Below are 23,906 nucleotides of genomic sequence, written 5' to 3'. Positions count from 1 at the left end.
TTGTAGGGACTTTCATTAAGGCCTCACCGAGACGTTCGCCCCGAAATCTGAAAAACTATTTCCATCAGCTTGTGGGGACTTTCAATAAGACAGATCAATATCCCCCCCGTATGACCACGGGGCCGTTTGTTCTGCAGCTTGAGGTGTAGACTTTCATTGAGGTCCGGCAAGGTCTCGGGGGTGAGTCCATAGCTAAATTTCTCCGTTTCTCAATGGGGACTTTCATTGAGGTGATTTCCAGGGGTTCTTTGCCACACCAGATTTCATTATTTCCCTTCCTTTTGGGAAGGGCTTTCATTGAGGTTCGACACGCGAACCGCGCGCAGCCGAGACACACCCCATTTCCCTACAGTTTTGTAGGGGCTTTCATTGAGGTGACATTATCGAGTTCGACCTGTTGGGTGGTACCGGTTATTTCCCTTCCTTCTTGGAGGGGCTTTCATTGAGGCTACATTCCGGTCACGGGGTTCGGTGCTTCGGCGTATCATTTCCCTTCCTTTTTGGAGGGGCTTTCATTGAGGCACCGGGCCACGCGAGGCGAGCATGACGCAGAATCCGATTTCCCTTCCTTTTTGGAAGGGCTTTCATTGAGGCCTGGAAGGGGTAGCGATGCGGCGTGGGCAGGGTGCATTTCCCTTCCTTCTTGGAAGGGCTTTCATTGAGGCGAAGAGGCCGCAGAGATTATCTTTGGCTAAGCGCCCATTTCCCTACCTTTTTCGTAGGGACCTTCATTGAGGCGGGTGGCTCATCCCAGCTTGCGCGGGAAACACCTCAACCTTCCCTACAGTTTTGTAGGGACTTTCCCTAACCTATTCCTGCTCCGTTCGTGGACCCATCACAGCCCAGGAACGGAGCTTTTCCTTTTTGGCTGAGCAGGAAGCAGCCAGACCAAAACCCCAGCCGCAAGCCCCACCCACCAGCTGCTACCCGCCTCCTCCACACCTCCAAGCAGAAAATTCAACACGCCGGAATAGCGTCATAAACTCGCTGATAAGCCAAAACACCACACCGTGGTGCTACCCTCAAAACCAAGCAGCCAAAGCAGACTGCCCACCATATTCGCTCACACCAAGGAGACACCGATGTCTACCCCCTACAGTGCAGGCGACGAACTTCCTATTTCACTCGTCATGCACACCGTGTACTGCCCCCGCCGCGCATGGATCGAATCCAATGGCGAAAAGACCGACACCTCGCAAATGCAAGAAGGGCAATCCGCCCACAAACGAGTCGACGACCCCAAAACATCCCGCGGCACACAACAGCGCGCAGTCACCATCTCATCAACACGCCTCGGACTCACCGGACGGTGCGACGCCATCGAACCGCAAGAAGACGGTTCTACCCGCATCATCGAATACAAAGCAACCCCCGTACGCCGCAACGCATCCGTCACGCCCGCCCACAGGGTACAACTTGCCCTTCAGAAAATCTGCCTCGAAGAAGCTGGCGAAACCGTCAGTGAATGCGCGGTGCACTTCACCAACCACAACAAAACCGTGCCCGTCGATATCTCAGACGAAGACATCCGCACCGCAGAAGAATACGTACACACTACCCGTGCGCTCATCGATAGTCCGAAAGCACCGCAACCCCTCGAAGACTCACCCCGCTGCAGCTGGTGCTCCCACATCTCCGTGTGTCTACCCGACGAATCCCACGGAAAAGAAAACATTACGCGCGTCGTCGCCAGCAACCCCGACAGCCAAGTAGCACACCTCACCACGCAAGGATCAAGAGCGACCGTCCAGCAAGGACGCCTCATCGTGCAACACCGCGGTGAAACAATCAGCAGCGTACCCCTCGAACGCGTGCACAGCCTCGTGGTCCACGGAAACATTGACGTTTCCTCCGCGCTTCTACGAGAACTCATGTGGCGCAACTGCACCATCATCTGGTGCTCCAGCACCGGCCGAGTCTACGGCTGGTCGCAACCCGGTACCGGACCGAATGGACTGGCCCGCGTGCAACAGCATGTCCTCTCAGCGCAGGGGCACTTGCCCATAGCGGCCGCCATGATTGCCAGCAAGATCTCAAACCAAGCGACCCTGCTGCGCCGCAACGGCCACGCCGCAGACGCATGCCGCACCATGCGAGACATTCAGAAGCACACACCGCAGGCTACCTCAATTCCGGAACTGCTCGGCATCGAAGGTGAAGCCGCCTCGCTCTACTTCGGTAGTTTCGCGACCATGCTCAAAGAAGACGTGCTCACCGAACTCGGCTGGACCTGGGCCGGGCGGCAGGGGAGAGGCGCTAACGACCCCATCAACATTCTGCTGAACTACGCCTACGGGCTGCTCAGCTCAGAATGCATTCGTGGGATTCTCACGTGCGGGCTTGACCCTCATGCCGGGTTCCTGCACAGCAGCTCTCGCAATAAGCCTGCGCTCGCGCTTGACCTTATGGAAGAGTTCCGTGCCGTCATCGCGGATTCTGTGGTGGTGTCTCTTATCAATAGGAAGCAGGTCAAAGCGGCACACTTCACCGCGGTTGGTGGCAGCTACCGGCTCACACCCGAAGGGCGGAAGACCATCATCGCCGCGTTCGAGAAGCGAATGGCCACGGAGATTACCCACCCCACCTACGGGTATTCGGTGACGTGGCGCCGCGCTATTGAGGTGCAAGCCCGCATGCTCCTGGGAGTAATTAACGGAACCACCCGCGAGTACACGGGGGTGACCGTACGATAATGCGTGACGACGCCCGACGAACACTCATCGCTTACGACGTGCCCAGCGACCGGCGGCGCGCCAAACTGGCCAAGCTCATTCTCAGTTATGGGGACCGTATTCAGTACAGCGTCTTTATTGTGGATGCGGCCCCCGCCAAGGTGCGGCGCATCAAAGACGAAGTTCAGGAACTCATTGATCCGGACGAGGACTCAGTGCTCTTCTGCGACCTGGGGCTGCTGGCCCGCCTAGACGAGCCGACCTTCAGCTACATTGGCCGGGCGCGCGAGGTGACCGAATCGGATGCGCTCATTCTCTAGCCGCGTGCTGCTCATTCGCTAGCGACGCGCGGCAGGGGAGCGGAGGAATGACGAGTTCGATTGCGGACTGGTCGAGGGGGTGGGATAATGGAGGAGGTTGCAAAACCCTCGAAGTATGCGCTTCCTATCTGTCCCTCGCGCCCGTAGTGGTGAGAGTATTCATTGAGGACTCCAATAATACTTTCAAGGGGCAACCTTTCTTACGCATCTCTCAAAGTGAAGCTGTTCAGGCCCTTTGAGAGCTTTCGATGTGTCCCCCCCCCTTCGGAAAAATTCTGGAAGGGGGGCTCGGAATGTATACCTCCAATAATCTTTTCAAGGAGCCCGAGGGTTTTCGTGATTTTGACTATTTGAGGGGGATGTGGTACGTTTGAGCGACTGAGGCTGATCATGTCGCTTGAACCTCAGTCCGACTCCTGGGAAATCTGGTGCAGTCGGTCAACATGAAGCGGCGGTAAGGAAGTTGGCGGTAATGCTGACTACTGGAATTGATCCCATCTCGCAGGCTACGCCGATGGCCACGGGGGTGATCGTGAATCTTATTGCATTTGTGCTGATTGAGATGGTATTTAAGCCTATCCTGGCTCGTGTGGGACACCTGCCTGAGATGGGCATTCCTCAAAAGGCACATTCTGAAGAAATGCTGAGTGATGGGGGTGCTGCAAGCGCTCCGTCTCTGAGCATTGGAGAGGAATCCGCGCATATTCATGTCTCGGTTGTGAGCCACGGTGGAACGGTGATTACCGTTCTCACCCCTCATAATCATGTAACCGTGCACGTGTCAGCGGATGCGCAAAAGCCGCCTACCACGACGGAGTCGCAGTAGGCGGCTTTGAAGTACCTTGATACCGCAATAAGCGGAAGTCATGTTTTGCTGTCACAAAACACGATTTGAATCAGTATATCGGCGACGCAGAGTGGATTTCCAATCCGTGCCGAGTACTGACCGTTTATGTGGCATCCTGCTAAATCCTCCTCCAGCTACGCCAATCTCATTTGAACAATGAAGCAAGCACAGTATGAGTAGGAGAATCGACCCCCTGAATTTGTGTTGAATAATGCCTAAAGTATGGCTGTTATAGTGCAGATTCAGGGGGGTATTACCGTCCTTGAAATAGCGGCGTGACGAAAACGCGCGCACCTTTTGAAAAAGCAGAGTAGCTTAAAGCTATACAAGTAAACGTGCACGTCCAACGCATCGAAGCAAACGTGCACCCAACATATAAGGAGACAACCATGTCCCAGAACACTATCACCCTCGCCGATCTCCTCGATAACCTCGAGCTCGGCGGCGGCTCCGTCATCACCTCCATCACCGAACTCGAACCCGCCGCAGGCCCCCACGCATCCGTAGCACCCGCCAAGTTCGTTGACGGCTCCAAGTCCGTATTCGCCTACGAAACCCGCTACATCGTGGAGAAGCTTGAAGGCCAGGACGAACCCAAGAAGGAAGAAGATTCCAAGGACGCCGAAAAGGCCGTCAAGGGCAAGCCTCAGAAGGTCGTCCTCATCGACAGCAAGCAGTCCGAACTCAACCGTGCAGAAGCCGCCATCGAGCAGGGCCGCCAGTACGGCGACGAAGCAGCCGTCAAGATTCCCCGCGCCGTCGTCACCTACAAGACCGAAAACGGCCCCGTAGAATACACCGACATGGAGCTTTCCCACCGCATCTTCGACGGCCACTTCCGCGCCGGTCGCGTCGACGATAAGCCCATCACCGAAAACGACCAGTACCGCGCACTGCGCAACTGCACCCCCGCAGACATGAGCGCACTGCTCAAAACCGCCCCCGCAGCGCTCCTCTTCGGCGCATGGGACTCCACCCGCAAGAGTAACCAGGTCCGCCTGCGCAGCGCCCTCGTCGGTGAAATCATCGGCGTCCTCGCAGACCAGGAACCCGGCGCTGAACACCGACAGGCACGCCGTGGCGGCGCCCGCGTTGACGCCGTAGCTGCCAGTGTAAAGCTTGCTCCCAAGGATATGGAATCCTTGATCAACGACCAGGAAGCGGAACTGAGCCCGGGCAATGTCGGAGCTCGTCGCCACGAAATTAAGAAGGCCAAGGCTGACGCCCGCATCTCCGCATCCACTCTCGGCCTGGGTAGCATCCCGCCCGTACTTGAAGAAACCGGCGCTGTAGCCTGCCGCCGCATTATTCGCTCCTGGGTTCTGAGCCTCGCCACCCTGCGTCAGCTGCGCTTCGGCCAGGACGAAAAAAAGAACATTGCTGCGCGTGCACTCCTTGCTGCGCTCGGCCTCAACGCTATTGCCCGTGCTGAGCGTGAACTCTACATCCGCGCTAACTGCGACCTGATTGAATCCGCCGCACCCGTTGTCACCCTCGACCAGCGGTTCGGTCAGAAGAAGACCTTCGCGCCCCTGACCGTTAAGCAGGCCGACCAGCTGCTCCTCGAGGCTATCGAGAACGCCAAGAAGGCTGGCGTGGCTGACTGGAATGGCCAGACTTTCAACGTCGATGGCAACTCCAGCATCATCGCGAACGCCACTGCGGAGGACGCTGAATAATATGACGAACCTCGGAATTCTCGCGAGGTTCCCGCTCGGCGTATACCAGGGCCACAAGGCGGACGGAAGCCCCGACACCTTCCCCGACCCTGCCCGCTTGCAGGCCGCGCTCCTCAGCGCGGCCGCGCAGGGACCTCACGCAATTATCGAAAACGGGCGGCTTGCCCCCTCGGAAGAATCTCTCAAGGCCCTCAAGTGGCTTGAGGAGAACCCCCCGACCGGGCTACAGCTTCCCGACATGTGCCCCGTGTACCGCTCACCCAACAAGATGAGCCGATTCATGTACCGCGAGGTAGCACGTTCCACCAAGGACGGGCGGCAGACCGAACGTCGCGCCGTATCCGACGGCTGGGCAGTATCCGACACCATCGGCTGGCAGTACGATAAGGTACCCGCAGACATCGCGGAAACCATCACCCAGCTCTGCGGCGAAGTACCCTCCCTCGGAGAAGCCAGCAGCTTCACCGCCCTCTACACCGGAGACGTGGAACCCACCCACACCATCGACACTAAGTCGGGCCCCTTCGAAGCAGGCGGCATGCCCGTCCGCGTACCCGTACCCGGTCGAATCAACGCGCTCATGCGTGCTCATGCAGAAGCGTACCCCGCCAAGGTTCCCACCAAGGCAGGCGACAAGACCGCAGCGAGCGACACGATGCGCCCCTCATCGGTACCCACCGCAGGCCTGGGATCCATCAAGTACCAGCCTGTGGAGGCTGAAACCTCCACCAGCCCCTGGGAATACTTGTGGCTCCTCGAAGTAGACGGTGAAGAGCTGAAGCCCGAACAGTACGTCAAGGCAAGCTCCCTGCTGCACAAGGCTCTCGTTGCTGCCGCAGGATTCGGCGCGCCCAGCCTCATCACCGGCAGGTACCCCAAGGGTCACAAGCCGGCCAACAGCCTGGCGCTGCAGTACCTGCCTGCCCGCTACCTGCCCGACTACCTGCGTCGTGAGGTGAAGTCTAGGGGAGTCCTGCTCGTCTTGGTTCCGGCAAGCGCCCCGACCGATGAGGCAGTAGAACTCGGTATCGCTCTCAGGAGCGTAGAAACTCTCTACGCTCAGGACTTCCCCCGGCTGACTGTGAAGCTTCGCCAGAAGCGCCTGCCCGCACAGGGTTTCTGGGATGCCCCCAAGACCGGGTACAAGCGTCTGTGGCGTACCCTCAGCGCGGCCGTTCCCGAATCGCGCGTTTTCAACCGCCCGAAGAAGGCTGAGACGAAGGCATGGACCTTCGCTGACGCCGCTCTGCTTTCCATGGCTTACGTGTGGCGTGACAGCTTCGAAGCGCCCGAGGCTGAAACCTCACGCGAACGAATTCGTAGCTTGAGGGACCAGGTCACTAAAAAGGCTGAGGCTAAGGTTCTGGAAGCCCACCGTGTAACCCAGAACCCCGCCGCCTACGCCTACAAGCTGCCGCGTACTCTGCCCGCAGAGCCGTGGCGCGGCATCGTAGACCTCGGCAACCTGGCAACGGACACGACCCTCGTAGCCATCGGCCAGTCCCGCCACATGGGCGGCGGCCTGCTGGTTCCGTTCGACGTGCCCACCGAAGAATATGACCGCCGCAAGAAGGAGGAAGAGCATGACTAGCCCCGCTACCACGTTGCCCTCCATCACTCGTGAAGAATTCGGTGCCTTCTTTGCCGCACTTGATGCTGCGCTTGATGCCGCACATAACAGCGCCGCACCTAACGACGCGCCCAAAGAAAAGCGAGAGCACTACCCCTTCAGCTGGCAGGAAGAGGTACTCGACCACATTTGCGAGTACGGCGTATGGCCGGAACGTATTAACGCGCCGACCGGCTCCGGTAAGTCCTCCGTGGTGGATATCCACCTCTTCGCGAATGCGCTCGCCGCGGTTGGCGCCGCGCCACGCGTTCCCCGTCGCCTCTGTGTGACCGTGGGACGTCGTGCGCTGGTCGACAGCCAGGCAACCCGTGCCGACAAGATTCTCGAATGTATGGAGGACGCGCTCGCTGATGGATCCGGTGAGCCCGATATTCTGCGTAGGGTTGCTGAAGCTCTCCAGAGCTTCCAGACCCGCAACGACAAGCAGGGGCGTGCCCCCTTCGAGACTGGTCACATCCGTGGCGAACTCTCGAACCGCAACCTGCCGGTCACCGACATTTCGGCCTGCGCAATCATCGCCGCAACCCCGGATATGTACGGTTCGCGAGCGCTCTTCCGTGGCTACGGTAGCACCATGGCTGCCCGCCCGCGTGAGACCGCCCTGCTGACCATGGACACCGTCATGGTGCTCGACGAGGCTCACATGAACCGTCAGCTACTGCACACCACTCAGCGTATTGCCGAGTTGCAGAAGCGCGAGGTCAACCTGGGCGTTCCCACCCTGCAGGTGGTCGAGACGACCGCTACCCCTTCAACTGAGGACAGCGAATCGAACACCCTGGGCGTTGACATTGAGGCTCTCGATAGCCCGAATGATAAAGAGCTGCACCGCCGTGTCTACTCGCAGAAGGAACTGGTGCTTCGTCCCATTGATAAGTGGGACGGCAAGCCCGGTAACCCTGCGACCGTGAATGCTGCTGTGGACGCCATTATGGAGCGTCTTGCTCACCGTGAGGCGAGCGAAGGTTCCGAAGAAGCCCACACTGTCGGCTGTATTGTCAACCATGTGCGGACGGCTATCGCCATCAAGGAGAAACTCACCAAGGATAAGGTGCTTGGAAAGGAAGAGGTTCAGCTTCTCGTAGGACGCAAGCGCCCGTACGACCTGGAGAATCTGCAGGAGGACCACCCTAACCTCTTCAGTACCCGCGGTGATGAGTCCGTGAAGGTTGTTGTGGCCACCCAGACTCTCGAAGTCGGTATCGATGTTGACTTTGCTGACCTGGTGACCGAGCTAGCGCCGGCTTCCTCCTTGGCACAGCGCTTCGGACGTGTTAACCGTCTGGGTCGCCGTAAGGATTCTAAGGTCGTCGTTATTGAGCCTGCGAGCGGTGACTTGGTAAAGAAGGACGCGCCGCCCTACAGGGCAGTCGACCTGAGCAATGCGTATGCATGGCTCGAAGCGCTCAACGGTGCTGAGAACCCGTCGGTAAACCCTGCTGCAATGGTGAAGAACCCGCCGGTGCAGTCCTCCCCGGAGCGCCTGCTCTACCAGCGCCCGGAATGGTCTGACCTGCTGGAATTCTCGCGTACCGACGAGAATCCCTACGATGAGCCGGACCTTGACCTATGGCTGCACGACTCCCTGGATGCAGAAACCGCAATGGGTGGTGTTATCGTGCGCGATAACCTGCCGAGCAACACTTCTGCCGCCATGGAGATTCTCAAGACCAGCTACTTTGCACCGAGCGACCGGGAAACCTTCCCCGCGAATCTGAAGATTCTCCAGGAGATTCTGGACTACCAGGATGAGCACGGCGTGAAGCCGCGTAAATTCCTTTACCGTCAGGGTGAAATTTCCCTGTGGCAGGACGCTGACCACGGCGATGAGAGCAACCAGTCGTTGGCCCCCGGTGACGTCCTGCTTCTTGACACGGGCAGTGTTCCGTTCACGAACCAAGGCATTGCCGTGACTCAGCGTGAGCTTCCCTCCACGAAGGACAAGCTGGAGGCTGTGCCCTTCCTCGATGATGATGAGCTCTGCGTGGCCGAGCTCTACGTGTATGATAAGTGCGCGGACCGTGAGGAACACTTCAGGAAATACCTGGGCCTCTCACCCGAAGAAGCAGCAGAACTGCTTGACAGCCAAGCTTCGGACGGCCAGAAGGTGATTGCTTCTGAGCTTTCTACCGAGGCTGAGGGCGGCCAGGAAGTTATCTCTTGGTACGCCAAAGTGACCAATGCGACCGAGAAAAAGTCTGTTGAAGGTTCCGATATTGCTCAGGAGCTGGTGTTGGCTGGTCCCGTTCTTCTGGACGACCACCAGAACGACGTTGCTGAGCGTACCCGTCAGCTTGCCGAGAACCTCGGCCTGGCGCCGGAATTCTCGGAGGCCCTGGAACTGGCTGCAAAGTACCACGACGAGGGTAAACGTGACCTGCGCTTCCAGCAGATGCTAGGTGCAGACCCGGAAGCGGAGGCGCTCGCCAAGAGCGGCCACCGTTCCGTGGCAGAGGCGTACCGCGCCCGTAGCCGTAGCGCCCTGCCGAGGGGCTGGCGTCACGAGCAGCTGTCCGCGCTCATGGTTGCCGCCTCGCCCGAAAAGGTGGGGGAGCACCGCGACCTAGTATTGCGCATCATTGGCTGCAGTCACGGTCACGGCCGGTTCTCCTTCGCTCACGACGCAGGCTTCCTGCTCAAGGAAGGCTACCTGCCCGAGGGAACGGACTACGAAGCGCTCAAGGAACAGGCGACCCGACTCTTCAACGTCGGCTACTGGGATAACCTCATGGAGCAGACGAGCCGCACCTACGGCCCGTACGCTACTGCCTACCTTGAGGCCGTCGAACGCGCAGCAGACGCTCAGATTTCACGGGAGGGACACTAATGGCAACGTTGACTATTGCCGGTGACTACACCTCGGCATTGACCCATTTTGCCCTCTACGGGCTGTCCCTGATGGTTGAGCAGAAGCACCCCGGAACCGTTACTGTCGGCTGGTCTCAGGAAGGTCAGCCGCGCGCCCAGATGCATGCTGAAGGCGTGTCAGAAGAAGAAATTGCCGAGTGCGTGCACTCCTACGTTTCTTCCTTGGCCGTTGAAGACAGCTGGGTGAACGTCGACCAGTCCTACGGTTCGGGTAAGGAAACCGCTGTTTTCTCCCCGTTCTCACCGCGTATTCGCGGAATTGACGCGGAGAAGTACCCGGACGATTGGGCCTCTCATCAGAAGACCCGACAGGCTCATCTGGATGCGCTGATGGAACGTGACGACCTGCTGTCCCTTCTGTGGATTGCTGGCCTGGGCGAACCTGCCTACTGGCGTTTTGAAGCCAAGGCTCCTCGCCCCGACCACGGTGCATCCCGCTGGGAGATGAAAACTCGCAACAAAGGCCAGGAATTCGTCAAGGACCGCCTGCGCCTGATGTGCGCGGACCTGGCCACCTGGGAACCTTCCGCGATGCTCAGCGGCATTACCGGGCAGACCCTGTACGACTCGCTGGATAATAAGCCGGAATCCCGAACCGGAACTGGTTTCACCGTCCCGCAGCCGACCGATACCGCGCTCGCCTTCTGTGCACTGGTGGGTATTGCGAATTTCCCGGTGATTCACCAGATCCACCGGATTGGCGTGACCCCCGGTGCGTACCCGTACAACGCTTTGCACCCGCGGCTCATGGTGCTTCCGGTATCCTCCGGAAGGGTTACGCCCGCCCGGTTGCGAACCGTGCTGCGCAGCCACCCCTACCGTAGGGTGGTTGACGAGGTTGGTAAGGCGATGGAACGCGGCTCTTTGAGCTCTGACATTTTCGTGTCCGAGTTGGCGGATGAGAAGGCGATTCTTCGTGAGAAGGGCGTTCAGGCGTTTGTTGCTTTCCCCATCGCGAAGGTGGGTAGTGATTCGGCTCCTGAGCGTCAGGTTCTGAAGGGTAGCGCGATTCCGCTGGGCTAACCTAGCCGCTTATCAAAGCTGGCAAATATGCCCGCACAATGCAGGGGAGGGGCCCTCCGGTCGTATTGCCGGAGGGCCCCTCCCTCTATCTATTATGAGTGCCTACATATCGCTGGGTTGATATGCGGTAGCTGGTGCGCTAGGGAACCGCCCCTTACGCCACCGCCACGGTGCCCTTGGCTGCGGTGCCATTTCGGGTCCACAGCAGCAGTGCTGCCACGCTGTTGATGATGTAGAAGATGTACTTGCCGACGTTCGCGAAGTTGCCCTGGGTCAGCGCCTTTATGCACTGCACGGTGTTGTACAGGAACCAGAATTGCCACTGCATCGTGAGCTTGAGCGCGTTCAGAATGTTTGCTGACAGGGACAGTCCAAACACTACGGTCGTGATCCAGAACAGGAACGAGGTCTTGCCGCCGTAGCCAATGTAGTTCGCAATCAGGGAGAACGCGAACGAACCGGCCACAATGCCGCCAATAATCAGCTGACCCTTCGCGCCGGTCGGCGGTTCCATTGCCTTGCCGCGTTCGGAGTTCTGCCACCTACGAATCGCGAAGGTGTACACGATGAAAGTGACCGGGTAGGTGATGATTGCTGCCTTGTTGCCCAGAATGTAGTCAATCGCGCCAGACAGCGCCGTGTTAATAATGCCGAGCACGTTGCCGACGTTTGAGAGGCGGCCGGTCAGGCGGGTAGACATCATTGAAATACCCACGTTAATCACGGAGATTACGCCGAGGGGAATGAAGGCCGTAATCGGGCCCCAGTCGACGTATTTGGCGAGGTTGGTGCTCAGGTATCCTGAGGCGATTGCGATGGCGATAACCAGTGCTACGCCGAAAAGGTCGGCGTACTTGGACTTGGCGAAAAAGAGGAGAGCCTTCTCGTATGAGAATTCCTTGGCCTCCATGGGTAACTCCTTTGTTGAGGATATAGGAACAGTGATAGGGTACCAATAACTATAACTCTTTGAAAAGGGTTTGAAACGGCGTGTCACACATAAAACTTCAGAAACCCACATATTCCACATCTCGGAACACCGCGGCATTGGGTAATTCAAAATCACCCCATCAAGAACCCATACCAACTTCCGGTAAACCTTGCCAGATATCGCCCCTATTTCGTTGAGCATCGAAAATGGGCGTAAAATCACCGCCGTTTCGTCTTCGCTTTAAAGGGGACCTTAAGGTACGCTAGATGACTGGGTCAGGGAACCGTGCCGGTCTCACTCACCGCGCATCCGCCCGACAGACACCCGCACCCCGTACACTGCGTCTCACTCACGCACACAGGGGAGGGAACCTCACGTATCGGCCTCACTCACCGTTTACGCCGCTGTCCGCGCGTCCTGCCACCCGTAACTCACTCAACTCAAACAAGAACTGAATAGGACAATCATGCCCTTGATTAACCATCGACTCTCACGACGATTCTTTGTAAAGGGTGCTTCCGCCGCTGCTGCTGCAGGCGCACTGACCCTGCAGGCACAGGCCGCGCAGGCTGACGAAGCACCCACCAACATTGCCCCGGCAACCGAGGAAACTAAAGGCCCGCGCCTCGTCATTCAGCGTGCCACCATCACTGAAACCGGTATGACCGTCAACTACACTGCACACGGTCTACGCGAATTCCTCACCGAAGGCACCACTCTGACCGTACGCCACGGCTACGTTCGTAACGACTCTTTCGAAACTCTGCGCTCCTGGCCGCTCACCCCCGAATTTGACGGTGACGCTGACAGCTTCAGCGGTAGCGACCAGTTCCCCATCGAGCTGATGCAGGGTGAGGGTGTCGAGCACGCCCTGCAGCTGGATATTTGCTCCGACCCGTGGGGTCAGGAGATTGCCCACCAGATTGCTGCGCGCATCCCCGTGGCTGAGACTAAGATCCTGAAGACCTCTTTCGAGGATGTTCCGGGGAGCCACCCGTTCGCTGAGGATATCCGTATGGCGAACCAGAAGAAGTGGCTGATGCCGAACCCGCAGTCTGGCGCGTTTGAGCCGGACCGCCCTGTGACCCGTGAGGAGCTTATTGCTCTGCTGAACCACGCTGCTGGTCACGCTGGCGTGAGCGAAAACTCTGAGGTTGCCCCCTTCGCGGATGCGGCAGGCCGCCCGACCGCGAATGCGCTGCACTGGGCTCGTGACCGCAAGATCACCGAGCCGCTCACTGGTGGCGACAAGATTGACCCGACCGCACCGGTTTCTCACGAGGAGCTGGTGGCTGTGCTGTTCCAGTACAACGCGGAGGTTCAGCTGACTGAAATGAACGAGGCTGCTGGTTCTCGTTTCCGCGACGTGCTGGGTGCCGGTACTCTGCACCGTTACGTTGCGTGGGCTGGCGCGAACGATATCGTGCTGGATTCTTCGGGTGTGTTCAACCCGACCGCGCCGACTACTCGCGCGGAGTTGGCTCGTTTCATTCGCCGTTACAAGCTGCAGAACCTGCTGTTCACTGACTTCTCGTATGTCTCCTAATTTTTAGTCACCTCGGCACCGTGTGTTGGGGTGTGTGGAACCCCCGTCTTCTGGCTTTTGCTGGAGGCGGGGGTTTTGCCATGCTCCGTATTGCCGCTTCTCGGGGAGTTTTAGTGACAGGCTGTGCCTGGCATATGAAATTTTGCGTTATATATGCCTAAAATCTTGCAAAATCCTGTGCGCTAAGTAAGTATTACCTAGAAGGTAAGTTAAAGGTTGCCTTACTTAATACTGTGTGAAGACTAGTTTCCTTCCTCATGGGCCCACGAAACCCATACCAAAGAGCAGGAAAAACGCGGCGCCTCACCACCCATCGGTGGGGGAGAGACGCACCTTCACGCGCCACCCACGAAAAAGGACATACATATGAACCTCGCTTCAAGCAAGGCATTCAAGGGCCTCGCCGTTGGATCGCTGGCACTGGCAATTTCCGGCGTTGCCACCATCCCCGCATCGTTCGCGGCAGAATCCACCCCGGCGGCAAGCCAGAGCACTGACGCTCGCACCATCACCGATAAGGCGATGGCAAAGATCACCCAGGGCCTGCCCGGCCAGTTCCAGGTCGCATACTCCAAGAAGACCAACAAGATTTGGGTTGCGGGCACCGCTGACCGCGACGAGCACGTTTCTACGATTGCTCGTATTGACGCAAACTCCCTGAAGATTGAGGCAGTTGCCGAGCTGCCCATCGTCAAGAACGACAAGGGCTACTCCTACGAGGGTGCGTACGGTATCACCGTCGATGACGAGGAAGGTACCGTGTGGGTGACCAGCACCCGCGATAACTCCGTTGCCGTGTACGATCAGGCGACCATGAAGCAGCTGTGGACCAATGCGGGTCTGAGCAAGGACGACCCGAACTGGATTGAGCACCCCCGCGAGGTGCGTGTCGATCACGAGTCGGGTAAGGCTTTCGTGACCGGTCGCTTCTTTGTCTCGGCTATCGATCTGAAGACCAAGCAGGTTGAGAAGATTCAGCTTGAGGGCGCACCCGATGGCGGTACCCGCTACATCAGCATGAACATTCTGGTGGACGGCGGCAAGCTGTACGTGCCCGAACGTACCGGCGGCAAACTCTTCGTGATCGATACCAAGACCTTCAAGGTCGAGAAGACCATCTCTGTGAAGGGCGATAAGGACGGCGATGTTCGCCCCTCCGACGTGGCTATTGACCACTCGCAGAACGAAATTTACGTCTCTTCGCAAGGCGTGAAGGGCGAGAACTCCGGTGTATCCGTGTACGACGCGACCACCTACGAGTTCAAGAAGTTCATCCCCTTCGGAACCCAGGCGCTCTCGCTCGATAACGATGAGGCCAACGACCTGGTGTACGTGACCGACTTCGGTTCCGGCAAGGTCGGCGTGATTGACGGCGGCGCAGCGGACAAGCTGATTGCCGAGGTCGCCATGAACGGCGGCAAGGCAAACGACCTGGTCGTACTGCCCAACGGCTCCGTTATCGCTGTGGACAAGCAGGCTGGCGCAACCGCAACCGTGCCCTACGTCCTCGACGGCACCACCGGCACCGTCAGCACCTCAGATAAGGTCACCAGCAAGCCTTCTAAGGACAAGCAGGGCAACGAAGTTCCCGCCAAGACCTCCGAGATTCAGGCGAACTCCATCCTGAAGTTCAAGGTCACCGCAACCGCAGGCGACAACTCCGAGGTCAAGCAGGTCACCCCCGAAACCCGCGAGTTCCAGGGCTACCCGGCAACCGCCACCAAGACCAAGGCAACCGACTCTACCACCCCCTCCACCGAGGCACACCGCACCGTGGATGCAAACGGTAGCGTTGCGAACATCATTCAGGGTCTGCCCGGCCAGTTCCAAGTTGGCTACTCCAAGAAGAACCACAAGCTGTTCGTGCCCACCGTGGGTGCACGCGGCGGCCTCGCTTCCTCCCTGGCACGCGTGGACGCAGACACCCTCAAGACCGAGGCATTTGCCGAGCTGCCCGTGAAGAAGAACGACAAGGGCCAGTACGGTTACACCTCCGCGTACGGCGTGACCGTTGATGACGTGGACGGCACCGTCTGGGTTACCAACACCACCGACAACTCCGTGGCAGTGTACGACCAGCAGACCCTCAAGCTCATCTGGAGCAACGAGGGCGTGAAGAAAGACGACCCGAACTGGATTGAGCACCCCCGCTCCGTTTTGGTTGACCACGAGTCCGGTAAGGCGTTCGTGACCGGCCGCTTCTTCGTCTCCGCGATTGACCTGAAGACCAAGCAGGTTGAGAAGATTCAGCTCGAAGGCGCACCCGACGGCGGCACCCGCTACATCAGCATGAACCTGTTCCTCGATGGCGGCAAGCTGTACGTGCCCGAGCGCACCGGCGGCAAGCTCTTCGTCGTGGACACCAAGACCTTCAAGGTTGAGAAGACCATCCAGACTCAGGGTGAGGATTCCACCGTTGAGGTTCGCCCCTCCGACGTTGCTGTGGACCACTCGCTGAATGAGATTTACGTTTCTTCTCAGGGCGTGAAGGGCGTCAACTCCGGTATTTCCGTGTACGACCTGACCACCGGCGAGTTCAAGAAGTTCGTCAAGTTCGGCACCCAGGCGCTCGCTCTGGAGCACGATGAGGACCGCGACCTGGTGTACGTAACCGACTTCGGTACCGGCAAGGTGGCTGTCTTCGACGGCCGTGCTGACGAGGTCATCGGCGAGGTTGAGATGAACGGCGCAGCCGCGAACGACGTGACCCTGCTCAAGGACGGCTCCGTACTGGTTGTTGACAAGAAGGACCGCGACGAGAAGGTGACCCTGCCCTACGTGCTCAACGGCACCACCGGCGAAATCACCACCGCCAGCGAGTACACCACCCTGCCCACCAAGGATCGCCAGGGTAACGACGTTCCCGCATCGGTTCAGCAGCTGAAGGCTAACTCGATTCTGAAGTTCAAGGTTGGCGTGAAGGACACCGACGCGAGCGCAGCTCCGGTGGGTATCACCCCGACTTCGCTTCAGTTTGCGGGTTACCCGACGGTGACCGGTGTGAAGGCTGAGGAGTCGAAGCCGGCTGACCCGAAGCCTGCAGATCCGAAGCCTGCAGATCCGAAGCCTGCAGACCCGAAGCCTGAGGATAAGAAGTCTGACGCTAAGTCTGAGAACACCGCAGAGGCTAAGGATCAGACCTCCAAGGACCAGGCATCTCAGTCTGATTCGAAGTCTGACGCTAAGACCGGTGTACAGGACTCCAAGCCCGCTCCGGATGCTGTGAAGGCTGATAAGTCCGGTTCGGCTGTGAAGAACGGTGGCTCCTCTGCAGGTGGCTCCGATAATTTGGGCGGTGGCTCCTCGGTAGCTAAGAGCGATGCTGGTTCTTCGCGTGGCGCTTTGGCGAACACCGGTGCTAATGCTGTGATGCCGCTGGTTGCTTTCGCTTCTGTGGCTCTGATTGCGGGTGCTGCTCTGGTGATGCGCCGCCGCAAGGCATAAGCGTAGCGTTTAGTTTTCGGGCGTAAATGCTCGATGTAACGCGTGAGAAGGCGGGTATTTTCTCTTTCGGATTCTTCGAATCTGGGGGAGGGGTACCCGCCTTTTGTGTGCCCGCTTGGGGTTATTCTGGGTAACTTATACAGTAAATATTTATATATGTGCACGCGCTTGTAAAAATATAGGTTTTGAATGTCGAGAAAATGTGTAACCCGTGGTGAATATCGCAGATGCACCTCACCTAAACTTTTACATTAATGTGTAAATATAAAAGCATCGCAATACCCCCTGGCAACCAGGGTTTTTGCCCGCAAGAGCAAGGAAAAACCCTGAAATCGCCTCAACCTTCACGTGATACTGAAGGCGAATTTGGGGGTCACTCATAAAAACACAAAACACACCCACGTCGCTGCTTGTATTTTCCTGGGAAAACACTGAGGATTAGAAGGTAGGTAAATTTATGCGTTACCTGCATTTCTGCTTTTCGTGCCGTCGAATATGTCACCGCATATTCACGGGTGTCTCGTTAGCATTCGCATGCGGCATGTGAGCACTTCCGTTACACATTTGAAGGACACACATTGAACCTCACTCCCTCCTCGGGTAAAGCACTGAAGGGGCTCGCTGTTGGCTCCCTGGCGCTCGCAATCTCCGGCGCAGCCATGATCCCTGCCTCCTTCGCAGCACCGAATACCGCACATCAGACCGCTTCCTCCAGCGCCTCGGTTCCTTCCACCGCATCGCTGAGCCGCGTTGTTGACACCTCCGCATCCGTTGCGCAGATTACCCAGGGTCTGCCCGGCCAGTACCAGGTTGCATACTCTAAGGCGACCAACAAGATTTGGATGGTCGGCGTGGGTGCCCGCGGCGACCTCGCCTCCACCATTGCTCGTGTCAACGCAGACACTCTTCAGATTGAAGAAGTGGCAGCGCTTCCCTTCGAGCTGGATAAGAACGGCGAATTTGGCTACATTTCCGCGTATGGCATCACTGTTGATGACGTGTCCGGTACCGTGTGGGTTACTAACACCACCGACAACTCCCTGTCTGTGTTCGACCAGAGCACCATGGAGCAGATTTGGACTAACCACGGTATCCCTGAGAGCGACCCGAACTGGATTGAGCACCCCCGCTCCGTGCTGGTGGATCACAACTCCGGTAAGGTGTTCGTGACCGGCCGCTACTATGTGTCCGCAATTGACATGAAGACCTTCGAGGTCACCAAGCTGCAGCTGGAAGGCGCCCCCAACGGTGGTACCCGCTACATTGGCATGAACATGACTGTTGACGGTGACAAGCTGTACGTGCCCGAGCGCACCGGCGGCAAGGTCTTCGTAATCAACACCCATACGTTCAAGACTGAGCAGGTTATTCAGACCCGCGGCGAGAACTCCTCCGTTGAGGTTCGCCCCTCTGACGTCACTATTGACCACTCCGAGAACGAAATTTACGTCTCCTCGCAGGGTGTGGATGGCGTGAACTCCGGTATCTCCGTCTACGATCTGACCACCGGTGCGTTCAAGAAGTTCGTTAAGTTCGGCACCCAGGCACTGTCCATGGAGAACGACGAGGACCGCGACCTGGTGTACGTGACCGATTTCGGTACCGGCAAGATCGCTATCTTTGACGCTAAGACCGACCGCGTAATCGGTGAGGTTGAGATGAACGGCGGTAAGGCTAACGACCTGACCGTCACCGAGGACGGCTCCGTCATCGCAGTGGACAAGCAGGATATCGCGAACACCACCGCGGCTGTGCCCTACGTGCTGAACTCGAAGACCGGTGAAGGCTCCATGACCGACACCTACACCTCCAAGGCGACCGTGGATCGTAACGGTAAGACTGTTCCTTCCTCGCAGCAGAAGCTGGTTCCGAACTCCATCGTGAAGTTCTACGCCGAGGTTTCCGAGGGTGAGTTCACCTCCACCGCGACTATTAATCCCGCTAAGGTTCCCTTCCAGGGCTACCCGAAGCAGGCTACCGCAGTGCTGATTGACCCCACCCTGAACTTCGCTGAGGGCACCGTCGACATTACCCGCCCCTACACCTTCCACGTCTCCGGCTATGACTTTGAGAAGCCCCCGGCAGAAGGTATTCGCCTGTTCCTCGTCAAGGAGGGTGAATGGTCGATGGGTTACGACAAACTGACCGATAGCGAACTGGCAAACATTCAGAAGGTCTCCACTGTCGTTCCTGCGAGCGCGTTTGTCTACAACGCACGCACCGGCAAGTACTCCTTCGAGGCAACTCTGCGTGTTCCGGCAAACACCATGCAGTACAGCCAGGGCTACATGCTCGGTACCGTCACCGCTGGTTCTGATGTGGCTACCAACCGCAATTACGATTCGGCTGTTTCGCTGATTGTTAACGATGCGAAGGATGCCGGCAATGCAGATAACCGCGATGAGGCTGACGAGCCGGCATTCCCGACCAACGCCTCGGCATCGCCTTCCGCGTCTGCTGCAGTAGCGGAGAAGCCGGCGGCTGAGCAGCCCAAGGGTGAACAGTCGAAGGCTGAGGAGGCTAACGACCAGCTGGGCACCACCGCGAAGACCGCGCCGCTGAAGAACTCTTCTTCGGCGAAGTCTGAGTCTCAGCCTAAGAGCTCTAACTCCGATGCTCAGGTGAGCGCTTCGGCTACCAAGTCTGCGCCTCAGAGCAAGGGCTCGCTGGCTAAGACTGGTGCTCAGAACGTTCTGAGCCTGGCTGCTGTCGGTGCGTTCGCGCTGATTGCTGGTGCTGCTGTGATGGTGCTTCGTCGCCGTAAGGCATAGTTTCTCGCTCTAGTTTGAGCGGATGCGCCCCGTACACTGTGCGGGGCGCATTTTTGTGCCCTTGATGCTGTGACGCCGTGATGCCGTGGTGCCTGAACGGGGTAGGCGCAGGTGTGGAGGCGGGCGCTGCGGAGGTGCCGGATGGCTGTCGGGGGAGTGCCTACACCGCTGGGGAGGAGTCTGTTTTTAGGCCTTGCACTCAGTGTAAAATATGTGACTCATTTCACCGCTTTTCGATTTGGTTGTTTCTGGGAACCTCTGTATAGTTATATATGTTGCCAGGGAGACCTGGTAAAAGAGATGTAAATCTCACGGCCCCATCGTATAGCGGCCTAGTACTCCGCCCTCTCACGGCGGCAACACCGGTTCAAATCCGGTTGGGGTCACACTAGGAAAAAGCCTTGATTCTTCGGGATCAAGGCTTTTTTGTTTATATCTGTCTTTATTCAAGAAAGAATAAAAGCGAAAAGCCACATGTGTTTCGAAAAGCAACCATAATGGTGGCTTCTCGAAACATATGTGGCTTCTCAGTGGTATAAAGGGGATCTGAATCTACTGTGCCGATGCCTCAGCAGAAGCAGTGGTAGCCTCCGCAGACGCAGAACCCTCAGCCGAAGCGCTCGGGCTCAGCGACGGAACCGGCGAAGCAGAAGCAGTACCCGGAGCGCGACGCACCATACGCCAAGTGCCGTCCTGGTAATGCGCCACAATCTGACCAGCCACCGGCTTACCCGGGTACTTGAACACCTCAGTCAGCGGCTGCACACGATCATTGGTCTTGCTGTACACGCCAGCACCCTCAGCACCATCAATCACCATCTCGGTTGCCCAAGTGTAGTAGCCGGTGCGGGTATCCTTAGTCGGGCGGTCAGCAGTCAACGACAGAACCATCGGACGCTCCGAACCAATCACCCAGCCGGTCTCCGAAGCGTACATGCTCTGGAAGAACTCAGCCACAGTCGAGTAATCGCCGGTGTGGTCAATGTTCGTGAAGCGTGCACCGTCACCGGTCAGCAGCAGGTAGTTCAGAGTAGCCTGCCAGTACGCAATGAACGCGTGCAGACCCTCAACACTGTTCTCACGCAGCTTCGCCGGCTCCACGGGAATCGCGACGTTCACTGCCTTGTGCTCCTTGGTGCCGGGCTCAAAAGTGCCGGTGGAGGAGTAGTCGGCAAGAACGACCTCACCCTTCATGCTGGGGCCGGGTTCAATGGTGGTGGTTGCCTCCGCGGTGGGGGAGACGGATGCGGTAGCGCTCGCGGATGCCGAAGGTTCGGGTGCGGATGCGCTCGCGGTTGCTGAAGATTCGGAGGACTTTGAGGAACATGCGGCAAGAAGCGCGGCGGTGCCCAGACCCAGTGCGGTCAGGGCGGTGCGGCGGGTGTACATGGTAGACATGGGGCTCTTTCTGAGGTGAATAACGTATGTGCCGGTATTGAACTAATTCCAGAATATCGCAGGGGAGCGGCCAGCCCAATGTTGTGTGCGCCTCCAACGCCGTAAAAGCGGCGGTAGATGACGAAAAACACGGGACCCAGAGATTCTCGCACGACTACGATATGGCCGGGGTTCTAGACGGGGGCGCCGGAGCTGCTCGCGCTTGAGTTGGGTGAGCTTGTTGTAAGTTTGGCTGGTTCATTCCGAACCGTCCAGGCGCCATCCTGATACTCCAAGATAAAGAAGAACTCATAATCACCGGGGCCGCTGCTCAATGAGGCCATGGTGAGTTCCCTGCCATCTGTGTAGTGAATCTTTGCTTCCTTGTTATATCGGCCAACACCCAGCCAGCGGTACTGCTGTTCGTCAACCCTCTGCGGAGCGTCCTCGGTCAGTTCTGCTGAGAACGGCGCATCAGTACCGTACACCCAGCCAGTGTTCTTCTCATAAAATTCGACGAAAGGTTCGGCCTTGTAGATATCGTTTCGGTTTATATCCACAGCCTTAAAGGGCTCAATGTCGCCGGTAATCATAAGGTAATTGAAAGAAGCCAACCAGTAGTTTATGGCGGCGTACATGCCCTCCGTCGTTTTGGCTTTCATCTCTGCAGGAGGGACAGGCTTGGGCGGATTCTCCGCCTTTTTCGAGCTGGTTGCGGGAATGTAGGTGCCGCGTGATTCGTAGCCGTTGAACTTCAGCTCGCCCTTGTAGGAGCGCTGTGTATCGGGCGTGCTCTGGTCGCTGAGCGGGCGAATATCACTGGCGCAGGCAGTCAAGGAGGCGAGCGCGGCGGTGGCGGCGATGCCAAGGGCGGCGCGTCGGGTCACGAAGGTGGACATAAGGTACCCTTCAATAGATTATCGGTGTATCTATTTCAGGGTACCTTAGTGTATTTGGATATGTTTATGATTTCTTGGGTATCAAACCTGGGAAAATACTACAAAAACTGCGTTAGCTAACGAAAAGTGCTGTTTGTTAGGCGTACGTGGTGTCGGTGTCTATGCCACTGCATCCTAAACGTTGAGGCCAGAATTGCTTCCGCCCGAGGAGTCGGGGGCAGCTGTCGAAGAGCTTTTCGTCTCAATGGTGACCATCCACGTATTGTTCCGATAATTCAACACAAAAGTGACCTCATCATTAGCAGAGCTGCCGCTCGTATCTGCAATGTGAATATCCCTGTCCTCCGGTACGTAATGGAGAACGGCGGCCTTATGGTTACGGCCAATACCCTTCCAACGGTACTGCTCATCGTCAACCTTCTGTGGAGTCTCTTCGATCAGTTCAGCCAAGAGCGGCGTATCGGTGCCGTACATCCACCCCTCATCCTTCGCGTACAAGTCTACGTATATCTTCATCTTCTGTACGTAGATACCGTCTAGGTCCACGTCCTTGAACGGGGCAGCGTCGCCGGTAACCGTCAGATAGTTCAGGGCTGCGAGCCAGTAGCCCAGCGCCGCATACATGCCCGAGATCGTCTTCGACTTTATGTTCTCGGGAGGAACGGGCATGGGCGGGTTCTCCGCCTTCTTCGTGGTGCTTGCGGGGCGGTAGGTTCCGGTGGACTTGTAGCTATTGAATTTCAAGTCACCCTTGTAGGGGCGCATCGGGTCAACTACGCTCGGGTCCTCCAGCGGGCGAATATCATTTGCGCAGGCAGTCAGGGAAGCGAGGGCGGCAGCGGTAACAACGCCCAGGGCGGTGCGGCGAGTAACGAAAGTAGGCATGAGAACCCCTAAACGGTTTGTCAGTGTACTTTTAAGCGTACCCGAAGGAACTGACGCATGTTCAAAGTCCGCTCATGAACGCATAAGGGAACATCGCCACCGCACGTAGGTAAAGAGGAAGCCCCCGCATGCAATCTCAACTGCATACGGGAGCTTCCCTCACTTTTAGAACCAGCCGCTTAGAGGCGGGTTTTAGGCGCTAGCGCTGCTCTTCTCGGAAGAGGATGCATCAGCATCCTCATCACTGAGCATGTACCACGCGCCGTCCTTGTAGTCCGCCGCGAAGTTGGTTGCCTCGCTCTTAGTGGATCCATCGACTAGGGGAGCGGGGTCCTGACCCTCAATGTGGATCTTCGCGTTGGGGTCATAGATGATGCGTCCGAGCCAATCGTAGCGGTTGGGTCCGCCCGCGACCTTCTTCGGGGCGTCGGTCAGAAGCTGAACGGTAACCGGCGCATCCGTGTCGTATACCCAGCCCCTGCCGGAAGAGTAGATGATAACAGCATTGCTGCCCTCGTTCGCATAGTGGGAGTACGGGTCAGCCTTCTTGAGCGGCTCGTAATCGCCCGTCATAAACATGTAATTAAAGCTCGCCAGCCAGTAGCTGAGGAACTGGTACATGCCTTCAACGGTTGCCTCGTTCATCTTCTCCGGAACAACAGGCTTCGGCACGTTCTGTGCCTTCTTTTCAGCCGTGGCAGGAACGTACTCGCCGTTCTTCTCGTACTTGTCGAGCTTCACCGTGCCCTTATACGACTTCTTGCCGGAATCAGCGGCAGACGCTGAAGCGGATGCGCTCGCAGATTCAGAAGCACTTGCCGAAGGTGAAGCCTCACCGGAAGGAGAAGAAGAGCTATCAGCCAGCGGGCGGATATCGCTAGCGCAGGCAGTCAGCGCTACAGCCGCACCGGCACCGGTAGCAGCCGCTAGTGCGGCACGTCGAGAAAGAAAAGTTGCCATGAAAAATCCTTAAGTAGTGCGTAGGGTCATGGGCCTAAGCCATAAATCTTATGC

15 protein-coding genes and 1 tRNA gene are annotated in these 23,906 nt (G+C 57.7%); 11 read left to right on the top strand and 5 right to left on the bottom strand.

Annotation, left to right across the window (positions count from 1 at the left end; all coding sequences use genetic code 11):
• Positions 1-1,082 precede the first annotated feature (1,082 nt).
• The 7 genes from ROTMU0001_RS00615 (at position 1,083) to ROTMU0001_RS00585 (ending at position 11,039) form a co-directional block, all read left to right on the top strand.
• A complete protein-coding gene (locus ROTMU0001_RS00615) occupies positions 1,083-2,693 on the top strand; it encodes a CRISPR-associated endonuclease Cas4/Cas1 (RefSeq protein ID WP_005507542.1) in 1,611 nt (536 codons plus the stop codon).
• Positions 2,693-2,992: a CRISPR-associated endonuclease Cas2 gene (gene cas2, locus ROTMU0001_RS00610; RefSeq protein ID WP_044141701.1), complete on the top strand. Its 300-nt coding sequence runs from the start codon at positions 2,693-2,695 to the stop codon at positions 2,990-2,992. Before ROTMU0001_RS00615 ends, cas2 begins: the two co-directional genes overlap by 1 nt.
• A gap of 472 nt (positions 2,993-3,464) precedes the next feature.
• Complete coding sequence (locus ROTMU0001_RS00605; RefSeq protein ID WP_044141699.1) at positions 3,465-3,818, top strand: hypothetical protein; 354 nt, start codon at positions 3,465-3,467, stop codon at positions 3,816-3,818.
• A 410-nt stretch (positions 3,819-4,228) separates the two neighbouring features.
• The gene (gene cas7g, locus ROTMU0001_RS00600) at positions 4,229-5,518 is read left to right on the top strand and encodes a type I-G CRISPR-associated RAMP protein Csb1/Cas7g (protein WP_005507540.1); all 1,290 of its coding nucleotides are present in this window, start codon (positions 4,229-4,231) and stop codon (positions 5,516-5,518) included.
• Between the two features lies 1 nt (position 5,519).
• The gene (gene csb2 / locus ROTMU0001_RS00595) at positions 5,520-7,109 is read left to right on the top strand and encodes a type I-G CRISPR-associated protein Csb2 (RefSeq protein WP_044141697.1); all 1,590 of its coding nucleotides are present in this window, start codon (positions 5,520-5,522) and stop codon (positions 7,107-7,109) included.
• Positions 7,102-9,975: a type I-G CRISPR-associated helicase/endonuclease Cas3g gene (cas3g, locus tag ROTMU0001_RS00590; protein WP_005507537.1), complete on the top strand. Its 2,874-nt coding sequence runs from the start codon at positions 7,102-7,104 to the stop codon at positions 9,973-9,975. The genes csb2 and cas3g overlap by 8 nt, the downstream gene beginning before the upstream one ends.
• A complete protein-coding gene (locus tag ROTMU0001_RS00585; protein ID WP_005507536.1) occupies positions 9,975-11,039 on the top strand; it encodes a hypothetical protein in 1,065 nt (354 codons plus the stop codon). Before cas3g ends, ROTMU0001_RS00585 begins: the two co-directional genes overlap by 1 nt.
• Before the next feature lie 154 nt (positions 11,040-11,193).
• Here the strand turns inward: ROTMU0001_RS00585 and ROTMU0001_RS00580 are convergent, their stop codons facing one another.
• The gene (locus tag ROTMU0001_RS00580) at positions 11,194-11,949 is read right to left on the bottom strand and encodes a nicotinamide mononucleotide transporter (protein ID WP_005507535.1); all 756 of its coding nucleotides are present in this window, start codon (positions 11,947-11,949) and stop codon (positions 11,194-11,196) included.
• 487 nt (positions 11,950-12,436) lie between these two features.
• On the opposite strand from ROTMU0001_RS00580, the gene ROTMU0001_RS00575 reads away from it, so the two are divergent.
• From ROTMU0001_RS00575 to ROTMU0001_RS00560, 4 genes are all read left to right on the top strand, one after another.
• Positions 12,437-13,516 carry an S-layer homology domain-containing protein gene (locus tag ROTMU0001_RS00575; protein ID WP_005507534.1) on the top strand — a complete coding sequence of 360 codons (1,080 nt, stop codon included), beginning with the start codon at positions 12,437-12,439 and terminating at the stop codon, positions 13,514-13,516.
• 366 nt (positions 13,517-13,882) lie between these two features.
• Positions 13,883-16,960 carry a DUF5074 domain-containing protein gene (locus tag ROTMU0001_RS00570; RefSeq protein WP_005507533.1) on the top strand — a complete coding sequence of 1,026 codons (3,078 nt, stop codon included), beginning with the start codon at positions 13,883-13,885 and terminating at the stop codon, positions 16,958-16,960.
• Between the two features lie 578 nt (positions 16,961-17,538).
• A complete protein-coding gene (locus ROTMU0001_RS00565) occupies positions 17,539-19,731 on the top strand; it encodes an LPXTG cell wall anchor domain-containing protein (protein WP_005507532.1) in 2,193 nt (730 codons plus the stop codon).
• Positions 19,732-20,044: 313 nt separating this feature from the next.
• Positions 20,045-20,117: transfer RNA gene (locus ROTMU0001_RS00560), tRNA-Glu, on the top strand.
• Between the two features lie 166 nt (positions 20,118-20,283).
• Here the strand turns inward: ROTMU0001_RS00560 and ROTMU0001_RS00555 are convergent.
• From ROTMU0001_RS00555 to ROTMU0001_RS00540, 4 genes are all read right to left on the bottom strand, one after another.
• Positions 20,284-21,129: a DUF6318 family protein gene (locus ROTMU0001_RS00555; RefSeq protein ID WP_005507531.1), complete on the bottom strand. Its 846-nt coding sequence runs from the start codon at positions 21,127-21,129 to the stop codon at positions 20,284-20,286.
• A gap of 173 nt (positions 21,130-21,302) precedes the next feature.
• Positions 21,303-22,007, bottom strand: coding sequence for a DUF6318 family protein (locus ROTMU0001_RS00550; RefSeq protein WP_005507530.1), 705 nt, complete (start codon positions 22,005-22,007; stop codon positions 21,303-21,305).
• A gap of 174 nt (positions 22,008-22,181) precedes the next feature.
• Positions 22,182-22,892, bottom strand: a complete 711-nt coding sequence (locus ROTMU0001_RS00545; RefSeq protein WP_005507529.1) for a DUF6318 family protein — start codon at positions 22,890-22,892, stop codon at positions 22,182-22,184.
• A 192-nt stretch (positions 22,893-23,084) separates the two neighbouring features.
• The gene (locus ROTMU0001_RS00540; RefSeq protein ID WP_005507528.1) at positions 23,085-23,852 is read right to left on the bottom strand and encodes a DUF6318 family protein; all 768 of its coding nucleotides are present in this window, start codon (positions 23,850-23,852) and stop codon (positions 23,085-23,087) included.
• Positions 23,853-23,906: the final 54 nt, after the last annotated feature.

Source organism: Rothia mucilaginosa ATCC 25296, assembly GCF_000175615.1.
Lineage (GTDB): Bacteria > Actinomycetota > Actinomycetes > Actinomycetales > Micrococcaceae > Rothia > Rothia mucilaginosa.
This window is presented reverse-complemented; position numbering and strand designations above follow the sequence as displayed.

Coding starts and splice junctions, on each gene's coding strand:
- ROTMU0001_RS00615 (WP_005507542.1), top strand. CDS start 1,083: ATGTCTACCCCCTACAGTGCAGGCGACGAACTTCCTATTTCACTCGTC.
- cas2 (WP_044141701.1), top strand. CDS start 2,693: ATGCGTGACGACGCCCGACGAACACTCATCGCTTACGACGTGCCCAGC.
- ROTMU0001_RS00605 (WP_044141699.1), top strand. CDS start 3,465: ATGCTGACTACTGGAATTGATCCCATCTCGCAGGCTACGCCGATGGCC.
- cas7g (WP_005507540.1), top strand. CDS start 4,229: ATGTCCCAGAACACTATCACCCTCGCCGATCTCCTCGATAACCTCGAG.
- csb2 (WP_044141697.1), top strand. CDS start 5,520: ATGACGAACCTCGGAATTCTCGCGAGGTTCCCGCTCGGCGTATACCAG.
- cas3g (WP_005507537.1), top strand. CDS start 7,102: ATGACTAGCCCCGCTACCACGTTGCCCTCCATCACTCGTGAAGAATTC.
- ROTMU0001_RS00585 (WP_005507536.1), top strand. CDS start 9,975: ATGGCAACGTTGACTATTGCCGGTGACTACACCTCGGCATTGACCCAT.
- ROTMU0001_RS00580 (WP_005507535.1), bottom strand. CDS start 11,949: ATGGAGGCCAAGGAATTCTCATACGAGAAGGCTCTCCTCTTTTTCGCC.
- ROTMU0001_RS00575 (WP_005507534.1), top strand. CDS start 12,437: ATGCCCTTGATTAACCATCGACTCTCACGACGATTCTTTGTAAAGGGT.
- ROTMU0001_RS00570 (WP_005507533.1), top strand. CDS start 13,883: ATGAACCTCGCTTCAAGCAAGGCATTCAAGGGCCTCGCCGTTGGATCG.
- ROTMU0001_RS00555 (WP_005507531.1), bottom strand. CDS start 21,129: ATGTCTACCATGTACACCCGCCGCACCGCCCTGACCGCACTGGGTCTG.
- ROTMU0001_RS00550 (WP_005507530.1), bottom strand. CDS start 22,007: ATGTCCACCTTCGTGACCCGACGCGCCGCCCTTGGCATCGCCGCCACC.
- ROTMU0001_RS00545 (WP_005507529.1), bottom strand. CDS start 22,892: ATGCCTACTTTCGTTACTCGCCGCACCGCCCTGGGCGTTGTTACCGCT.
- ROTMU0001_RS00540 (WP_005507528.1), bottom strand. CDS start 23,852: ATGGCAACTTTTCTTTCTCGACGTGCCGCACTAGCGGCTGCTACCGGT.